The organism is Serratia sp. HNCC26DJ206 (assembly GCF_057180605.1).
This window is the reverse complement of the sequence record NZ_JBXUGP010000001.1, coordinates 79,200-96,451: the sequence shown is the minus strand read 5'-3', so window position 1 is coordinate 96,451 and position 17,252 is coordinate 79,200. Positions and strand designations below refer to the sequence as shown.

Here is a 17,252-nt window from a genome sequence, read left to right as displayed (position 1 = left end):
CCAAAAGGTATTCCCGGCCAGAGAGGGTTTATTTAATGCGTCTTTCTGCTTCTTGCAGTAATTGCTCCAACGTCAGACCTGGGTTGGAGAATTTGCGCGCCATAATCATGGCGGCGATGATATAAGGCTTCCAACTGGCTTCCTTATAGGTGGCAATACGGTATTTCTCGAACACGCTGGCGCTGACTTCGCCCTCGCTACACGACACGTCGGTGATATCCGCTGGCAGGCAGTGCATATACAGCGCTTCGCCACCCTTGGTCAGCTTCATCATCTCTTCGGTGCAGTGCCAATTCTTGTAATGGGCGTTCTGCGCCAGGCACTGCTGCTCCAAGGCTTTAAGACCGGCGTGATCATTGGCACGCAGCAGATCGGTGCGTTGCTCCATCACTTTGTAAGGTGCCCAGGACTTCGGATAAACGATGTCCGCGCCCTGGAAAGCCTCGGCCATGGAGGTCACCTGCTGGAAACTGCCGCCGGAGGCCGCCGCGTTGTTTTTCGCTACGTCAATCACATCCGGGATCAGGTCGTAACCTTCCGGGTGTGCCAAAGTGACTTTCATGCCAAAACGCGTCATCAGGCCGATAATGCCCTGCGGCACCGACAGCGGTTTGCCGTAGCTCGGGGAATAGGCCCAGGTCATGGCGATTTTTTTGCCCTTCAGCTTGTCCAGGCTACCAAAGTGCTCCTGCAACCAGGCCAGATCGGCCATCGCCTGCGTTGGGTGATCGATATCGCATTGCAGGTTAACCAGCGCTGGCCGCTGCGGCAGCACCCCTTTCTGGAAGCCTTCATCCAGCGCCGCGCCGACTTCGCGCATGTAGGCATTACCTGCCCCCAGGAACATGTCGTCACGAATGCCGATAGCATCGGCGCAGAATGAAATCATGTTCGCCGTTTCACGCACCGTTTCCCCATGGGCGATCTGCGATTTGCCTTCGTCCAGATCCTGCTGCGCCAAACCCAGCAGGTTCAACGCCGATGCGTAAGAAAAACGGGTGCGCGTGGAATTATCGCGGAAAATAGAGATCCCTAAGCCACTGTTGAAAACCTTGGTTGCGATATTTTCTGAACGCATGGTTTTCAGCGCTTCAGCCAATTTAAGCACCAGTTCCAGCTCTTCGCGGCTCTGTTCCCAAGTCAGTAAAAAGTCCTTCTGATGTAAATTGGACTTTAACGCTTTTATGTCCTTAATTAACTGATTAACTGTTCTCATCTTTGCCCCTAAATAACCGACGTTTAACCTCAGAATGAACAACACGCATTTTCAGCGCCTGTTATCAGGCAATCAATAAGCATGCCAAGAGGCAAAAAACCTTGGGGGCGGGGCACAAAACACCTAGACAACATGATGCCGATCACATAATTCTCGGTTTTCAGCGAGGTTAATTGGGGGGATTCAGAAAACCCTCTCATCTAAAACCATAACGTCAGTACTCTATAGCAGGCTATTTATAATTATCAGACGTTATTGCAACCCAAAATGATAGCAATTACCGCAGAGTATCATTTTGATAATAAAATGTGACGCTAACGGTACAATCTATTTCTAAAGGCTTAGCTTGATGATAATCAAATTACCGTAGGTATTAATGTATTATCGTTTCTTTTTTCGATGATGAAAAAAGAGAGACTCGTCATGATAGCACCGGCAAATACCCAGTCTGCACTGATGCAGATCCAGCCGACAATTTTGCGCTTTACCAAAATGCTCTCCAGCGTGTTGCTGTTAGAGGTAGAGATTGTCGACGCCAATCTGGTGCGAGTGGCGGGAACCGGCCCCTATGGCAAAAACTTTGGCAGAAAGCTCGGCAGCAACTCCGGGCTGCTGAAGCATGTTATTGACACACAAAAAGAAAAAATAGTCACCCACTCGCGTTTCGATCCGGTCTGTGACGGGTGCAGCAGCAAAGAAGAGTGCCAGGAGAAGGCGTTTCTCGGGATCCCGATCCTGTTCCAGCAGACCTGCATCGGCGTGATCAGCCTAGTGGCCTTCAATTTGGAGCAGCAGCAGAGATTACGCGATAATCTGCAAGAGTTCTCCGATTACGTGCGGAATATATCCAACGTTTTCGTCTCCAATTTATTAGAGACGCAGAGCAACAGCGGTGGGCTAAATAAAGTGCTGTTCAGCCTGATTGAAAATATGGATCAGGGCGTATTAATTCTCAACGAAAGAAATCAGGTTAAATTCGCCAACGCCATGGCCTTGAAAGAATTTAATTTACCGCAAGAAGAGATTATTGGAAAAACCTTTACTATTCACGCGCTGACCTTCCACCAAAATTATACCAGCGGGCATTTACAGCATATTATCTCCTTCGATGACCGCCAGGAGATCATGATTGGCCAGTTGCATCAGATTCAAGATCATCAGCTGTTTTTAATGGCTTTTCACCAGTCACACTCATCATTTAACACCCCTGTGAGCCATGAAGATCCGCGTATTGAGCATCTCGCTGGGGAAAGCAAACCCATGCGCCTGCTAAAGAAGCTGATTACCCGCATCGCACCCAGCCCTTCCAGCGTATTAGTGGTGGGGGAAAGCGGCACCGGCAAAGAGGTGGTGGCACGTGCCATACATCGGCTAAGCAACCGCAGCGATAAGCCTTTTATCGCCATTAACTGCGCGGCGATCCCGGATCAACTGCTGGAAAGTGAACTCTTTGGCTACCTGAAAGGCGCATTTACCGGGGCTTCGGCCAATGGCAAGGTGGGGCTTATTCAGGCCGCCAATCAAGGCACGTTATTCTTGGATGAAATTGGCGATATGCCCTTAATGTTGCAGGCAAAGTTACTGCGCACGGTGGAGTCACGCGAGGTGCTGCCGATTGGCTCCAGCAAGCCGATCCCGGTAGATATACGCATTATCTCCGCCACTAACCAAAACCTGGAGCAATATATCACCGAAGGGAAGTTCCGTGAGGATCTCTATTATCGCCTGAACGTGATCCCCCTTTCGTTACCACCGCTGCGTGAACGCGAGGGAGATATTGAACTGTTGGTCCACTATTTCCTCAGTTTGCATACCAAAAGAATCGGCATTATTTACCCTGGGATTTCAGCGGAAGTGCTTAAAATATTGCGCCAGTACCGCTGGCCGGGCAACGTGCGTGAACTGAGTAATTTAATCGAGTATCTGGTTAACGTGGTACCCAGCGGTGAAATTATTGATACCTATCTGCTGCCACCCAATTTAACCCGTGGCCAGTACCTGCATCAGCCACCAGCCGCTGCGGTCAGCAAGGCCACAGAGATCTGCACCAGCCAGGATACGCTGGGGTTGGAGAATATGGAAAAAATGATGATTGAGGAAGCGCTCAGCCATCACACCAACAAGAAGTTGGTAGCAGAAAAATTAGGTATCGGCATCGCGACCTTGTATCGCAAAATAAAGAAGTATGAACTGTCATCAAATTGATGGGTATGGTCACCAACACAGGGTTCTTCAGCGAATAATGCCGCGCGTTGAGCGTGAGAAGAAGTGGTTAAAGAAAGTGACTAACGGATATTGAGTGGCTAAGCGCTCGGCCTCTTTTTTTGCCTCATCAATCGGTATTGCCAGATGATAAATCCTGTCATACAGAGTACGGATCAGTTGTTGCTGGTGAATATCCGCCGCAAGAAAAGCCTCTGCTAATTGATTAAATCCGGTGGGTAAAGCATGGTTCCCGCTGGCACAGACAAACGGCGGCACATCCTGCACTACACCGGACCGATCGGCAACCCGTGCATACGCCCCCAGAATGCAGAACTGGTGGATAGCACACATGGCACCGATGTGTACTGCATCATCGAGTTCAACATGCCCAGCCAGGCCGCTGTTGCTGCCCATGAATGTGCCATTGCCAACCACGCAGTCGTGACCAATATGTACGCTGTCTGAAATATGATTATCATTGCCGATCGCAGTACGCCCCCGGCCTTGCAAGGTGCCACGGTGGATGGTGACTTTATCCCCGATCTGATTCCTGTCACCGATCACCACCTCGGTAGCTTCACCCGCATATTTCAAATCCTGGTTCACTTCGCCGATCGACGAATAGCGCCCGATGCGATTATCGCGCCCGATGCGGGTCAGGCCATTAATCACCACATGCGAGGCAACCACCGTCCCCTCACCAATCTCAACACCGGCAGCAATCACACAGAATGGGCCGATATCTACATGCGCACCGATAATCACACCCGGTTCAATCACGCTACTGTTGGCGATTCGGGCAGAGGAAGAAATTAACATCAAGTTATCCTGACGATGGCACGTGGTGTTTTGATCACGTGGACTCATCATCGGTTAATAATTAAGCCAACGTCTGGATTAATCAGCAAATGAAGTGCGAATAAACGGCGTAAACGGCACCGTTCGGCGTGTCTCTAGACGAGAAAAGACGGGAACATGAGTACAACAAACACAGAGCATAAAGAATCTACGGCAAAATAACGCTATCTTATATTTTTATTATTTTATGAACCTTTCAGATAAATCGCGTACCGTCGGCCTGATAAAGCCCTTTAGGGGAGGCGTAGGTTACAGAATAACCCACAAGCTATCACTCATAATTTACAATGATCTGATTGCCCATCACCCGCAGCGATGGATTTAGTGCCCCACGCGCCTGCACGTAATAGACAAAACGAAACTCACTGTCAGCCGGATCGCCGTTCAGCGCCTCACTGCGCCCATTGCCTGTATCGAGAGCGATACAGCGGGCAGCAGTGCATAGCTGCACCTGTAATCCGGCCGGTTCAGCGGATAATAGTTGATAGCGCCAACTGACGCTGGTGATCCGGGCAGAGTCACCCGGCAAGGCGTTTAACGGGCGTAGCGGCTGCGACTCGGCACGCACTTGGCCGCGCTCCAACGTTACGCCATCATTACTCGCCGCCCAGGAACCGGATACTGCCTGTGCGGCTAAAGGCAGCAACAATAAAAAGGTGGCTAAGCAGGTTTTCATCCGGTAGCTCCAATCGTAGAGGTCATGCGGATTTGGCGATCGTCATTGATTTCCAGGTTCGACAACACCACCAACTGTGGCAAGGTGCGAAGCAGGAATCGCGCCAACAGCGCACGCAACGCATGGTTCACTAACAACACCGGCGGTGCGCTGAGCATTTCCTGCCGCTGTAGGGCCTGCCGGGCCTGATCGAGCAGCCGATCCGCCAGCCCCGGCTCAAGGCCACCGCCCCCTTGCAACGCTTGCAACAATAAGCGCTCAAGCGGCGTATCCAGGCCGATAACCTGAATTTCACCGTTGCCAGGAAACCATTGCTGGGTGATGGCGCGCCCCAGTGCCACACGCACCACGCTGGTCAATTCGTAAGGATCGCTCTGAATCGGCGCATGCTCCGCCAGCGTTTCGATAATGGTGCGCATATCGCGGATAGAAACCCGTTCGGCCAGCAGGTTCTGCAATACTTTATGCAAAATGGTCAGCGAGACCACGCCCGGTATGAAATCTTCGGTCAGTTTCGGCATTTCCTGCGTAACGCGATCCAATAACTGTTGGGTTTCCTGGCGGCCAAACAGCTCGCTGGCGAACTGGCCAAGCAGATGATTGAGATGAGTCGCCACCACAGTGCTGGCTTCAACCACGGTAAAACCCTGGATTTGTGCCTGCTCTCGTAACGCGCTGTCGATCCACACTGCTGCCAGACCGAATGCCGGATCGACAGTGCTCTCCCCTGCCAGTTCCCCCAGCGCATTACCCGGATTGATCGCCAGCCAACGGCCTGGATGTGCTTCTCCGCTGCCGATTTCTACCCCTTTCATCAGAATACGGTAGCTGGCTGGGGGCAGTTCGAGGTTGTCACGGATATGTACTACCGGCGGTAAATAACCCATATCCTGAGCAAATTTCTTGCGGATCCCACGGATACGCCCCAACAGTTCACCGTTTTGCTGAAAATCCACCATTGGGATCAGGCGATAACCCACTTCCATACCCAACGGATCTTCTAACTGCACGTCGGACCAACTGGCTTCCACCGCCTGCGGGCTCTCTGGTGCTATTACTGGAACGTTGATTGACGGCGCTTGCTGTTCGCGCCCGCGGAGCCACCAGGCCAGCGCCAGCAAGCCAGCGGTAAACAGCAGAAATACCAGGTTTGGCATGCCGGGCACCAGCCCCAGCAGCCCTAGCACCCCGGCGCTCAGCAACATCACGCGCGGATTATTGAACAGTTGGCCCACCATCTGCTCGCCAACATCCTGATCGGTGGCAACACGGGTGACGATCACGCCCGCTGCGGTAGAAATCACCAGCGCCGGGATCTGCGCCACCAGACCGTCGCCAATGGTCAGCAAGGTATAGCTTTCTGCCGCCGCGCCCAAGGGCATGCCGTGCTGGATCACGCCAACCAGCAACCCACCGACCACGTTCAGCACCATGATCATCAGCCCTGCGACCGCGTCACCGCGCACAAACTTGCTGGCACCGTCCATCGAACCGTAGAAATCTGCTTCTTGCGTCACTTCGGTACGGCGCTTTTTGGCTTCGTCTTCGCCAATCAACCCCGCGTTGAGATCGGCGTCGATCGCCATCTGTTTGCCAGGCATCCCGTCGAGCACAAAGCGCGCGCCCACTTCGGCAATGCGCCCGGCGCCTTTGGTGATCACCATAAAGTTAATCAGCACCAGAATAATAAACACCACGATGCCGATGGCAAAGTTACCCCCGACCAGAAAGTGGCCGAACGCTTCAATCACGCGCCCCGCCGCCGCCGAGCCGGTATGCCCTTCCAGCAGAATAATGCGCGTCGATGCCACGTTCAGCGACAGGCGCAATAGGGTGGAAAACAGCAGAATGGTCGGGAAAGCCGCGAACTCCAGCGTGCGCTGGGTGAACATCGCTACCAGCAACACCATGATCGACAGGGCAATATTGAAGGTAAACAGCAGGTCGAGGACAAACGCCGGTAATGGCAGCACCATCATCGACAAAATCATCAGGATCAGTATCGGGCCCGCCAGCACCTGCCACTGTGTATCTTTAACATTAGCCGGTAAACGAAGCAGGGAGGCTAAATTCGCCATCATGGTGACTCTCTCAGGCCAAAATCCAGTGCTTCTGGCACCGGTAAGCGTTCAGGTTTTTTCGGGATCAGCCCACCCTCACGCTGCCAGCGGCGCAGCTGGTAAACCCAGGCCAGCACCTCGGCCACGGCGGCGTACAGGGTGGCGGGGATCTGTTGCCCAATCTCGCTGTGGCGAAATAGCGCACGGGCCAATGGCGGTGCTTCCAGCAGCGGAATACGGTGTTGATTGCCCAGTTCGCGGATACGCAGGGCAATGTCCCCCGCGCCTTTCGCCAATACTTTTGGGGCACTCATTTTTTTATCGTTGTACTGCAACGCCACCGCGTAATGAGTGGGATTGGTGACGATCACATCGGCCTGCGGCACATCGGCCATCATGCGGCGGCGCGCCATCGCCCGCTGTTGCTGACGGATGCGCCCTTTCACCTGCGGATCGCCCTCCTGCTGTTTGTGCTCGTCGCGGATCTCCTGTTTGCTCATCTTCAATTTCTTAAAATGACTCCAGATCTGATAAAACACATCGAACGCCACCATCGGCACCAGCCCGAGCACGATCAGCATGCCGCACATGATCACCATCCGCAGCGTATTGCCCAGCGCCTCCAGCGGCGGTTGTGTTACCAGATGCAGCATCGCCGCCCAGTTGTGCCACAGATAAAGACCGGCTACCCAGCCGACCAGCACGGCCTTCAGGATCGCTTTCAGCAATTCCGCCAACATCTGGGTAGAAAACAGGCGCTTAAACCCGGCCAGCGGGTTCATACGTTTCATATCAAACTTGACGCTGAAGGCTACCCCGCCCAATAACATCGGCGCGGCCAGTGCCACCAGTACCAGCCCGGCCAGGATCGGCAGCAGTGCCCACAGCGCCTGGCGCAGCAACATGGCAAACTGGTGCAACATCTGTTGATCGTTGCTGACCATGTTATGGTCAAAATGCAGCCCTTCGCTCAGCATACCTGCCAGTTGTTGGGCAATATGGCTGCCTGCAACCCATAAAATGGACAGCCCGGCGATCAGCATCAGTATTGAGGTCAGTTCGCGCGAACGCGCAATCTGGCCCTCCTCACGGGCTTTCTCCAAGCGGTGAGGCGTGGGCGCCTCGCTTTTTTCCACATCGCTGTCTTCAGCCAAGGAAGCGGTTCCTGTTGAGCGGAAAGAATAGAATTGCCATCAGCATGGCAAAAAAATGCGGGTTTCATTGCGGGAATAACGGGGGAAAAGGCGGGTTATTTGCAGAATGGTGAGCGAAACTCGGTTGTTGGGTAATACAACTTAGAGCACGATGGATTTGTTTCTTATGCGAAAATTGCTGGAGAAGTGATTGAAATCGTAAAAACTTATTAGCTCATTGATGAACGTCTATAACACATTGACCTTTGATTTCGTTTCGCCCGAATTTATTGTGTTTATAAAATCGGCACCCTACAATCAAACGCCTGGAATATAAGGCTATACTCTGGCGCATGATGAAATAACAGGTGGCAGGTCTATGGACAGCACTGCAGCAATGTTCGGTTCTTCTCTCTCCCGCTATACCCTAAATATCAACGACAGCCCGGTCAAACCGGATATCCTGCGTTTTCGCGGGCGTGAAGCCCTAAGCGCACCCTTTAGCTGGAATATTGAATTCACCACCCCACAGGCAAATCTCTCCCCTGAGCAGGTGTTGATGAAGTATGCCAGCTTGGTAATGCGCAGCGGCAAGGTAGTGCACGGCATTATCACCGGGTTTGAGTGGCTTTCAACTTCTGCCGACCAGTCACACTACCTGGTTGTACTTGAATCCCGCCTTGCCTTGCAATCCCGCACCCGCCGTTGTGCCATTTACCAGAACAAGTCAGTGCCGGAAGTGGTAGAGCAGGTATTACGTGCGCATGGCCTTGAAGGCCCAGACTTTGAGTTTCGGCTGGCATGTGCCTATCCATCGCGTGAACTCATTACCCAATGGCGTGAAACGGATTTGCAGTTTATCCAACGCATTCTTGCAGAAGTCGGTATCTGGTTCCGCTCTGAGATGCTGGCAGCGACTGAGCAGGAAAAACTGCTGTTTGCCGACAGCCCGCTCCATTATCAGTTTGATGTGCAACTGCCCTACCGTGAACCGGCGGGTTTGTACGATGGTGCGGAGGAGTCGGTGTGGGGTGTGCGCACTTGGCACAGCGTGGTCACGGGCAGGGTCAGAACACGAGATTACAACTACCGCACCGCCAGTACCCCGCTGGATGCCAGTGTCAACGTGCGCAGTGAAGCGGTGACTACCGGCGAACACTATCGTTATGCCCCCCCACATAGGGAAGTAGGCGATGATAGCGCCCCGGAGCCGGAAACCGAGAGTGGAGCGTTTTATGCGCGTATTCACCATGAGCGTGAACTGAATAAATCAACACGTCTTCATCTGTTCAGCAATGCCTCACACCTCACGCCAGGGCAAGTGCTGGAGCCGCAAGGGGAGCTGATCCGCGCATTGCAAGAGGGGATGGTTATCACCCTCGCCACCTTCCGCGCTTCGCGTGATTCCCGGCTGCATATGTCGCTGTGGGGTATGCCCTATACCGAACGTTTCGGATACCGTCCCCCTGAATGCCCGCGCCCACAAATTCACGGCACCTTGCCAGCCCGCATCGAAAGCCGCGAGAAACGCGATACCTACGCCTGGCTGGATGAGCAGGGCCGCTATCGGGTAAAACTGGATTTTGACCGTGATGACCGCGAACAGGGTTATGCCTACCTGTGGTTACGGCAGGCAAAACCCTATGCTGGCGAGGTTTACGGCTGGCACACCCCATTGATTGATGGCGTGGAAGTGGCCATCGCCTATCATAACGGCAATATCGATTTGCCCTACATCGCCCATGCGTTGCACGATTCTGAGCACCCCGACCACGTCACCCGCGACAACCACACCCGCAATGTGCTGCGTACTCCTGCCAACGGCAAACTGCGGATGGAGGATAAACGCAATGAGGAGCATATCAAACTCGCCACGGAATTTGGCAAGAGCCAGTTAAACTCCGGCCATCTGGTGGATGCACAGGATAAACCGCGTGGGAAAGGCTTTGAGCTACGTACTGATGAATACGGCGTGATCCGTGTCGCGGAAGGGATGTTTATCAGTGCCGACGGGCAAGCCAAGGCGCAGGGGGACGTGCTGGATATGGCGACCGCGCTGAAGGAAATCGACATCTGCTTACGCCAGATACAGCAACTCAACGCCGCCGCCGAACAGGCCGAAGCGCTAAAAGCCGATATCGACAGCCAGATAGCAATGTTTGAGCAGCGTCTGAAACCGCTGAATAACACCCTGCATTTCTCAGCCCCGCAAGGAATCGCTATGGCCAGCGGTGAACATATTCAGTTTGCCGCCAGTAAAAACGTTGCCATCAACGCCGGGGGAAATATCAGCGTTGGCGTAATGGGCAATATGACCGCCCTTGCCGGTGACAAACTGGGGCTGTTTGCCCGAAGTGGGCAACTGAGCCTGAAATCCGGCGAAGGGCCGATAGAGATGCAGGCGCAGAACGGTAATCTACGGTTGTTCGCGGAGAAAAAGCTCACCCTGAGTTCCGCCGATGATATCTCGTTTGCTGGGAAGAAGCGCATCACGCTGATTGGCGGCGGTAGCTATGTGAAAATCGAGATGGGGAAAATTGAATACGGCACTACCGCTCAGTATGTGCGCAAAGTGAAACGCACGGCGAAGGCAGGCGCGGCGAGTTTGCCACTGCAAATGCCGCGTATGGGCACTGTGTCTATGTATTCCGCGATTTACCAGTTGCAGGATGAACAGGGTAACATTCTGGTTAATACCCCTTACCGCCTTATCACTTCCTCTGGGCAAACCATAACCGGTTATAGCGATAGTGAAGGTCGCTCGGTCCCAGTCTATACCCGCCAACAGGAAGAGGTAGAACTGCATATTCTGCCTCGGACACCTCAACCAGAAGAAACGCTGTGGTTTGCGGGTGAAACTGACACTCAACTATTGGCTACCGAACTCAGGGAGACTGCCTCATAATGGAATTGCCCGATACCCCCGCAGGGCTGGACTTACCTGCTGATAGTGCCGGTAAAAACGGCCAGGCGTGGGACTGCACAACGACCGGCGTTGAAATGGTGGAAAAGCAGTCACGCCTGCCGACCACTGAAAATCGCCAGTATCTGCATATCAAAGTGGAATATGCCATGCGCTTTCCACGCTTGTCGGCAGAGATCCGCCGGAAAGGCCGTTCGTATCAAATGAGCCTGAAACAACTGATGATGAGTGGTCTGATCCGTGTCGATGAAATAGCGCACAGTTACCGTTGGTATTACAAGGCTGAGGTGCCGTTCGATATGCGCACCACACCACCACGCCCGTTTCTGAGCAGCACGGAAAAAGGGGCAGACAGACGGCATACGCTCAATCCTTTTCCAGAAACCGGTAAAGGGATCTACCGCCGCCCGGATGTGATTATTGCGAAAGACAAGCAGGATCGCTGGCCGGGTCTGGCAGGGCCGGACAACGAGGGCCATATGCACAGCGATAATCTGGCCCGTCTGGTGGAAGTGAAGTTTCCGGGAGATGGTTTCCATGATGAACAATATAGAGACTATATGTTGATTGTTGGAGGTTTAGGACACGAAGATCGTATGACGATCCTTGAAGTTCACGATTGCCGCCCGGAAGAACAGCAATGGGTCGATCAGGTGGTGAGTGTCACAATGAAAGCCTGGAAAACCAGTGATGCGAAGTACTGGCCATTGTTCCTCTACCCACCGGTTTTTATGCCCCGCCCCCCGACCATTCCGGTTGCACCGAAGATTGAACCTTGGACTTACGCCAGAAAAGCGGTCGCCGATCTCAGCGAAGGTGTGATACAGGGTGTTGCTGAAGGCTGGGATGCGTTATCGGCAGAGATGCAGCAGACGCTTCGTTCCGTGGCGGGCTGGCTGAACGACAGCGGGGAATGGGTTTACCGGCAGGGTAGCCAGACGTGGGTATGGGCCAGCAGAACTGGCAAACACATTCAATCTTGGAGCAATGCACAAATCCGGGCAGCTTGGCTGGAGATACAACACGCCACCGATATGACGTTGGAGATGCTGAAACAAGTAGACTGGGTTCAAGTATTGACCAATGTGGCGAAAACGGTAGGCGTCATTCTGGTAGCAGTAGGCATTGGTGCTCTGGTGGTGACGTTGGGTATCCCGGAGGCGATTATCGGCGCGTTTTTATTGATTGTGCGCCTAGCGATCAGTGCATGGGAAATGCTTGCGGCTATTCTCGGTGCAGGAACCGCTACGGCGGCACTGGCAACCCATTAAACAGGAGCAGGTATGGAATTGCAGGATTTTGAGTTGAGCTACATTGAGAAATGGTTACCTGAAGCCTCGCTAAAGTATAAAGACGGCCAACCCGCAGTCAATCTCGGGCTGATTATCACCGTATTTTTCAAAGATGGTCATACACAAGAAGTCCGTCAAAAAATGGTGGAATGCGTGGATCGCTTTTATGCTGAATTTAAGCCTCATTTAAAAAAAACAATAGCAAAACAATGGGTTGGCATCACAGACAAAAATTATCAGAAGAAGAAACAAGAGATACTCGATTTATCTGAGGAAGAAACCTTTTCCTGGTACTTAACCAGTGCACAGGAAGACTATACTGCTGCTGATTACAGCATTCTAGTGATGAATACACGCATCTTTCATAATGAGACAGATCGTTCTGTTATCAAACTTATTTTCCCCTTTTCATTGCTAAAAGAGGCTGAGGGTAAAGAACGCTATCAAAATTGGCTACTGTGGTTGTGTAACACATTTGCTGTGGGATGTGGGTATGCTGGTTTATCCTTTATTCTTCCGAGGGAATTTCAACGAATGTTTCCTCATGAGTATTCGTTGGCACAACGCTTTTCTGGTGTCATGGTGGATTCCATTGGAACACTTGAAGGCAGCGGTGCTGTTATAGGGTTAAAAGGAGCCTGCTGGTACACCATTCTAGGTACGCCGTGGCTAGAAAAATTGGGTGGTGCAGAGAAAGTAAAAAATCGTTTAGCAAGTACCCCTGAAATCAGTTTGTTGTCCTATAACAACGGTGTGATCCTTAAAGCCGGAGAACTGCCGCCTTCACTGGGTGAAATGAAAACAGAAGGCTTACCGCCCTTGTTGGTTAAGGTTAATCAAATTATTAAACCTGTACGCTTCAATGGCTCACGTTCTCTGCATTTCTATTCTGAATACGAGAATTTGCAGTTTGATAAAGAGTCAACCATGAAATGGTATCGGCGTTTTGATGAAGCCAGTGACCTGCTGAATAAAAAGGAAATAGGTAAATCATACGAACCAGTACGCATCAAATGCTGGACAGATGAAACCGCCCCTCATGCAGGTCAATGGGCGGCGATTATTAATGGTACCACCCAGTATATTCAGACTCGCGCAGGGCAAAAAATGCCTGAGTTTGAGGATATCTACGGTAAAAAGCACCGCGCCTGCTGGTCATTATTGAAACGTGATGATAAAGGCAGTGTGTATATCACACCAGAGTAAAGTTGGGTGTTCGAATAGGTGAACGCACCACTAACGCGGCGTGCCCAGGTTTTCGCTTAACTGGCCAGCCGTAAGGGCACAATAACTGCGCCCTTCAGCCAAGGTTATGGCATCAGAACCCGAGGCTGTCGAGCAGGTCGTCCACCTGCGCCTGATTGGCGATCACCCCAACTCCCTGCCGATCGAGCTGCGGGCCATTCAGCAGGTTGCTATTCGGCTTTCTCTCTTTGGCTGGCTGCTCGGGGATATTTTCCATCAGCACCATCAATAGCTGTTTTTCGATCTCTTGCACCACGTCCATCATGCGTTTGATCACTTGGCCGGTCAGATCCTGAAAATCCTGCGCCATCATGATTTCCAGCAATTGGGCGTTAGTGAAGGCAGTATGCTCCGGTACCCGCTCCAGATACTGGCGCGTGTCGGTAACCAGTGAACGGGCATCTGCCAGTTCAAGCGGATCGGCAAACCACGCATCCCAGCGTCCTTTCAGCACTTTGGCTTCTGATTCCAGCGCTGCCTGACGCGGTTGGGCCGCTTCTACGCAGTTGAGCGCGCGTTCCGCCGCCTGCGCCGTCATGGTGACAACGTAGTCAAGACGGTCACGGGCATCCGGGATCGCTTCCGCCGCTTGGGCGATCGCCTGATCGAGCCCCAGTTCACGCATGCTGTCACGCAACATGCGGGTCAGTTGGGCGATACGAAAGATGATCTCACCCGCTGTTGCTGCATCGCTGGTAGACATTGGAATGTCTCTCATCGCCCTCTCCTTTTACATACCCAGTTTTTCGAAAATCTTGTTGAGCTTTTCTTCCAGCGTCGCCGCCGTAAAGGGTTTCACCACATAACCACTGGCACCTGCCTGAGCCGCAGCAATAATGTTCTCTTTCTTGGCTTCTGCCGTCACCATCAGTACCGGCATCGACGCCAATACGCCGTCGGCGCGAATGGTTTGCAGCAGTTCCAGGCCGTCCATGTTCGGCATGTTCCAGTCCGAGACCACGAAGTCGAAACCGCCAGCACGGAGTTTATTCAACGCATCGGCCCCGTCTTCCGCTTCTTCCACATTGTTAAAACCCAGCTCTTTCAGCAGATTTCTGACAATGCGACGCATCGTGGAAAAATCGTCCACCACCAGAAATCTGAGATTTTTGTCTGCCATGCTCACTCCTTATCATTGATTGCTTAGCCGCATCAGATGCGCAGCGCCTGGCCACCGGCGATCTGCGCCAGCATGCGTTGGCTGATGCGATCCAGTTCCACCACCTCGCTGACGCCCCCGCTGGCGATCGCCTCACGCGGCATACCAAACACCACGCAGCTGGCTTCGTTTTGCGCCAGGGTATAAGCCCCGGCGCGATGCATTGCCAGCATCCCTGCCGCGCCATCATGACCCATGCCGGTGAGGATCACCCCCAGCGCATTACGCCCGGCAAACTGCGCCACCGAGTGGAACAGCACATCCACCGAAGGACGATGACGGTTGACCGGCGGGCCATCGTGCAATTTGATCTGATAGTTGGCCCCGCTACGCGCCAACTCCAGATGGCGATCGCCCGGTGCGATATAGGCATGGCCCGGCAACACCCGTTCACCGTTTTCGGCCTCTTTCACCGTAATCTGGCACAGCTTGTTGAGCCGCTCGGCAAACGAGCGGGTAAAGCCCGGCGGCATATGTTGGGTGATCAGCAATGCCGGGCTGTTGGCCGGTAACGGCTGCAACACCTGGCGAATGGCTTCGGTGCCGCCGGTTGAGGCACCAATCGCCATCAGTTTTTCACTGCTCAGCAAGGGGGTATGGCTGAGGATCTCCGGTACCGGAGCGTTGGAACGCAGCGGCAAGCGGGCCTTGGCCGCCGTACGGATCTTCTCGGCAATCAATTCACTGTAAGCCAGCATGCCTTCGCGGATCCCCAACTGGGGTTTGGTGACAAAATCAATCGCCCCCAGTTCTAGCGCGCGCAGAGTAATCTCCGAGCCTTTACCGGTCAGCGATGACACCATCACCACCGGCATCGGGCGCAAACGCATCAGTTTTTCGAGAAACTCCAACCCGTCCATACGCGGCATTTCGACGTCCAGCGTCAGCACCTGCGGGTTGAATTTTTTGATCAGATCGCGCGCCACCAGCGGATCCGGTGCGGTCGCCACCATCTCCATATCGGTATGGCTGTTGACAATTTCGGTCATGAGCTGCCGCATCAAGGCCGAGTCGTCTACGCTTAATACGCTGATTTTATTCATTACCTCTCCTTGGTCAGGCCATACACGGTCTGCCCGCGCAGGTAGAAATCCCGGCTAAGCTGGCTGAAGTTCTCGGAATGCCCGGCAAACAGCAGCCCTCCCGGTTTCAGCAGCGGCACAAAGCGGCGCAGAATGCGCTCCTGTGTGGCTTTATCGAAATAGATCATAACGTTGCGGCAAAAAATGGCGTCGAACGGCCCCGGTAGTTCCCATTCTACGGCCAGCAGGTTGAGCGGCTGGAAATGCACCTGCGCCACCAGTTCTGGCCGCGCTCGCACCAGCCCATGATGCGGCCCGGTGCCGCGCAGGAAATAGCGCTGCCGCTGTTCCGGCGTCAGGGTGCGCAGATCTTCCTGGCGGTAAACCCCGGCTTCAGCCTTTTCCAACACATGAGTATCAATATCGCTGGCCCACACCAGCGTGCCGGTGGTACGTCGCCCCAGCACTTCATTTAAGGTCATGGCGATCGAATAAGGTTCTTCTCCGGTCGAGGCGGCGGTACTCCACACGCTGTAACCGTTTGGCCGTGAACGCGCATGTTCTGCCAAGATCGGGAAATGGTGCGCCTCGCGGAAAAAGGCCGTCAGGTTGGTGGTCAGGGCATTGATAAAAGCCTGCCATTCGGCGCTGTTGAGATCGCTTTCCAGCAACGCCAGGTAATCGCCAAAGCCTTGCAGATCGAGCATCCGCAGACGGCGAACCAGGCGGTTGTAAACCATCTCGCGTTTGTGCTCCGCCAGCACGATGCCCGCGCGCTGGTAGATCAACTGGCTGATGCGCCGGAAATGCACGTCCGACAGCGGCAGCCGTTGTACCATCTGCGCCAGTATCGAGGTGGGTTCCCGGTTTGGCACTGAAACTGTATTTTTCATACCCTATCACCTGGGGAATTCATGCGGTTTATGCGGATATACCCTTCATACCTCAATGGCATTTAGGCGCTTTTCGCCACGCTATCCATCAGTGACATTTCTTCGCTGCTCAACAGCTTTTCGATATCCACCAGAATCAGCATACGCTCGCCCAATGAGCCCAAACCGGTGAGGTATTCGGTGGCCAGCGTCACCGCAAACTCCGGGGCCGGGCGGATCTGCTCGGTGGTCAGCGACAGCACGTCGGAAACGCCATCAACCACGATCCCCACCACGCGCTGGCCAAAATTCAGCACGATCACCACGGTGTTTTCATCATAAGACACCCCTTGCTGGGCGAACTTGACGCGCAGATCGATAATCGGCACGATCACGCCGCGCAAATTGGTGACGCCTTTGATAAACGCCGGGGTATTGGCGATGCGGGTGACCTGATCGTAACCGCGGATCTCCTGCACCTTGAGGATATCAATGCCGTACTCTTCATTACCCAAGGTAAAAATCAGGAACTCCTGACCTACCGTTTCGCCCGCCAGTTTGCTGACCACTGCCAATCCTGCCATCTGGATC

At 53.4% G+C, this 17,252-nt stretch carries 14 protein-coding genes; 4 read left to right on the top strand and 10 right to left on the bottom strand.

Features of this window, described 5'->3' with window-relative positions; translation table 11 throughout:
- Nucleotides 1–28: 28 nt before the first annotated feature.
- On the bottom strand, nucleotides 29–1,216 hold the full coding sequence (ygeW, locus tag AC2A1E_RS00455; protein ID WP_484382066.1) for a knotted carbamoyltransferase YgeW: 1,188 nt from the start codon (nucleotides 1,214–1,216) through the stop codon (nucleotides 29–31).
- Nucleotides 1,217–1,642: 426 nt separating this feature from the next.
- Here ygeW and AC2A1E_RS00450 point away from each other — a divergent pair, with 426 nt between their 5' ends.
- Entirely contained in the window at nucleotides 1,643–3,421 is a 1,779-nt protein-coding gene (locus AC2A1E_RS00450; RefSeq protein WP_484382232.1) for a sigma 54-interacting transcriptional regulator, read from the top strand.
- A gap of 27 nt (nucleotides 3,422–3,448) precedes the next feature.
- On the opposite strand, the gene lpxA is transcribed toward AC2A1E_RS00450, so the two are convergent.
- The 4 genes from lpxA to flhB all read right to left on the bottom strand — a co-directional run bounded on the left by lpxA (nucleotide 3,449) and on the right by flhB (nucleotide 8,169).
- Nucleotides 3,449–4,240, bottom strand: a complete 792-nt coding sequence (lpxA, locus tag AC2A1E_RS00445; RefSeq protein WP_484382065.1) for an acyl-ACP--UDP-N-acetylglucosamine O-acyltransferase — start codon at nucleotides 4,238–4,240, stop codon at nucleotides 3,449–3,451.
- Nucleotides 4,241–4,550: 310 nt separating this feature from the next.
- Entirely contained in the window at nucleotides 4,551–4,955 is a 405-nt protein-coding gene (locus tag AC2A1E_RS00440; RefSeq protein ID WP_484382064.1) for a flagellar protein FlhE, read from the bottom strand.
- Nucleotides 4,952–7,033, bottom strand: a complete 2,082-nt coding sequence (gene flhA, locus AC2A1E_RS00435) for a flagellar biosynthesis protein FlhA (RefSeq protein ID WP_484382231.1) — start codon at nucleotides 7,031–7,033, stop codon at nucleotides 4,952–4,954. The genes AC2A1E_RS00440 and flhA overlap by 4 nt, the downstream gene beginning before the upstream one ends.
- Nucleotides 7,033–8,169: a flagellar biosynthesis protein FlhB gene (gene flhB / locus AC2A1E_RS00430; RefSeq protein WP_484382063.1), complete on the bottom strand. Its 1,137-nt coding sequence runs from the start codon at nucleotides 8,167–8,169 to the stop codon at nucleotides 7,033–7,035. Before flhB ends, flhA begins: the two co-directional genes overlap by 1 nt.
- Before the next feature lie 358 nt (nucleotides 8,170–8,527).
- Here flhB and AC2A1E_RS00425 point away from each other — a divergent pair, with 358 nt between their 5' ends.
- From AC2A1E_RS00425 to AC2A1E_RS00415, 3 genes are read left to right on the top strand one after another with little or no spacing between them, the layout of a single operon-like run.
- Complete coding sequence (locus AC2A1E_RS00425) at nucleotides 8,528–11,053, top strand: type VI secretion system Vgr family protein (RefSeq protein WP_484382062.1); 2,526 nt, start codon at nucleotides 8,528–8,530, stop codon at nucleotides 11,051–11,053.
- On the top strand, nucleotides 11,053–12,342 hold the full coding sequence (locus AC2A1E_RS00420; protein WP_484382061.1) for a VRR-NUC domain-containing protein: 1,290 nt from the start codon (nucleotides 11,053–11,055) through the stop codon (nucleotides 12,340–12,342). The genes AC2A1E_RS00425 and AC2A1E_RS00420 overlap by 1 nt, the downstream gene beginning before the upstream one ends.
- Before the next feature lie 12 nt (nucleotides 12,343–12,354).
- Nucleotides 12,355–13,569, top strand: a complete 1,215-nt coding sequence (locus AC2A1E_RS00415; RefSeq protein WP_484382060.1) for a DUF3396 domain-containing protein — start codon at nucleotides 12,355–12,357, stop codon at nucleotides 13,567–13,569.
- Between the two features lie 112 nt (nucleotides 13,570–13,681).
- Here AC2A1E_RS00415 and cheZ read toward each other — a convergent pair whose 3' ends face one another.
- The 5 genes from cheZ to cheW all read right to left on the bottom strand — a co-directional run bounded on the left by cheZ (nucleotide 13,682) and on the right by cheW (nucleotide 17,245).
- Complete coding sequence (cheZ, locus tag AC2A1E_RS00410; RefSeq protein ID WP_484382059.1) at nucleotides 13,682–14,326, bottom strand: protein phosphatase CheZ; 645 nt, start codon at nucleotides 14,324–14,326, stop codon at nucleotides 13,682–13,684.
- A 12-nt stretch (nucleotides 14,327–14,338) separates the two neighbouring features.
- Complete coding sequence (gene cheY / locus AC2A1E_RS00405) at nucleotides 14,339–14,728, bottom strand: chemotaxis response regulator CheY (protein ID WP_459398994.1); 390 nt, start codon at nucleotides 14,726–14,728, stop codon at nucleotides 14,339–14,341.
- A 32-nt stretch (nucleotides 14,729–14,760) separates the two neighbouring features.
- Nucleotides 14,761–15,810 carry a protein-glutamate methylesterase/protein-glutamine glutaminase gene (locus AC2A1E_RS00400; RefSeq protein WP_484382058.1) on the bottom strand — a complete coding sequence of 350 codons (1,050 nt, stop codon included), beginning with the start codon at nucleotides 15,808–15,810 and terminating at the stop codon, nucleotides 14,761–14,763.
- Nucleotides 15,810–16,682 carry a protein-glutamate O-methyltransferase CheR gene (gene cheR / locus AC2A1E_RS00395; RefSeq protein ID WP_484382057.1) on the bottom strand — a complete coding sequence of 291 codons (873 nt, stop codon included), beginning with the start codon at nucleotides 16,680–16,682 and terminating at the stop codon, nucleotides 15,810–15,812. The genes AC2A1E_RS00400 and cheR overlap by 1 nt, the downstream gene beginning before the upstream one ends.
- A gap of 62 nt (nucleotides 16,683–16,744) precedes the next feature.
- On the bottom strand, nucleotides 16,745–17,245 hold the full coding sequence (gene cheW / locus AC2A1E_RS00390) for a chemotaxis protein CheW (RefSeq protein WP_473190890.1): 501 nt from the start codon (nucleotides 17,243–17,245) through the stop codon (nucleotides 16,745–16,747).
- Nucleotides 17,246–17,252: the final 7 nt, after the last annotated feature.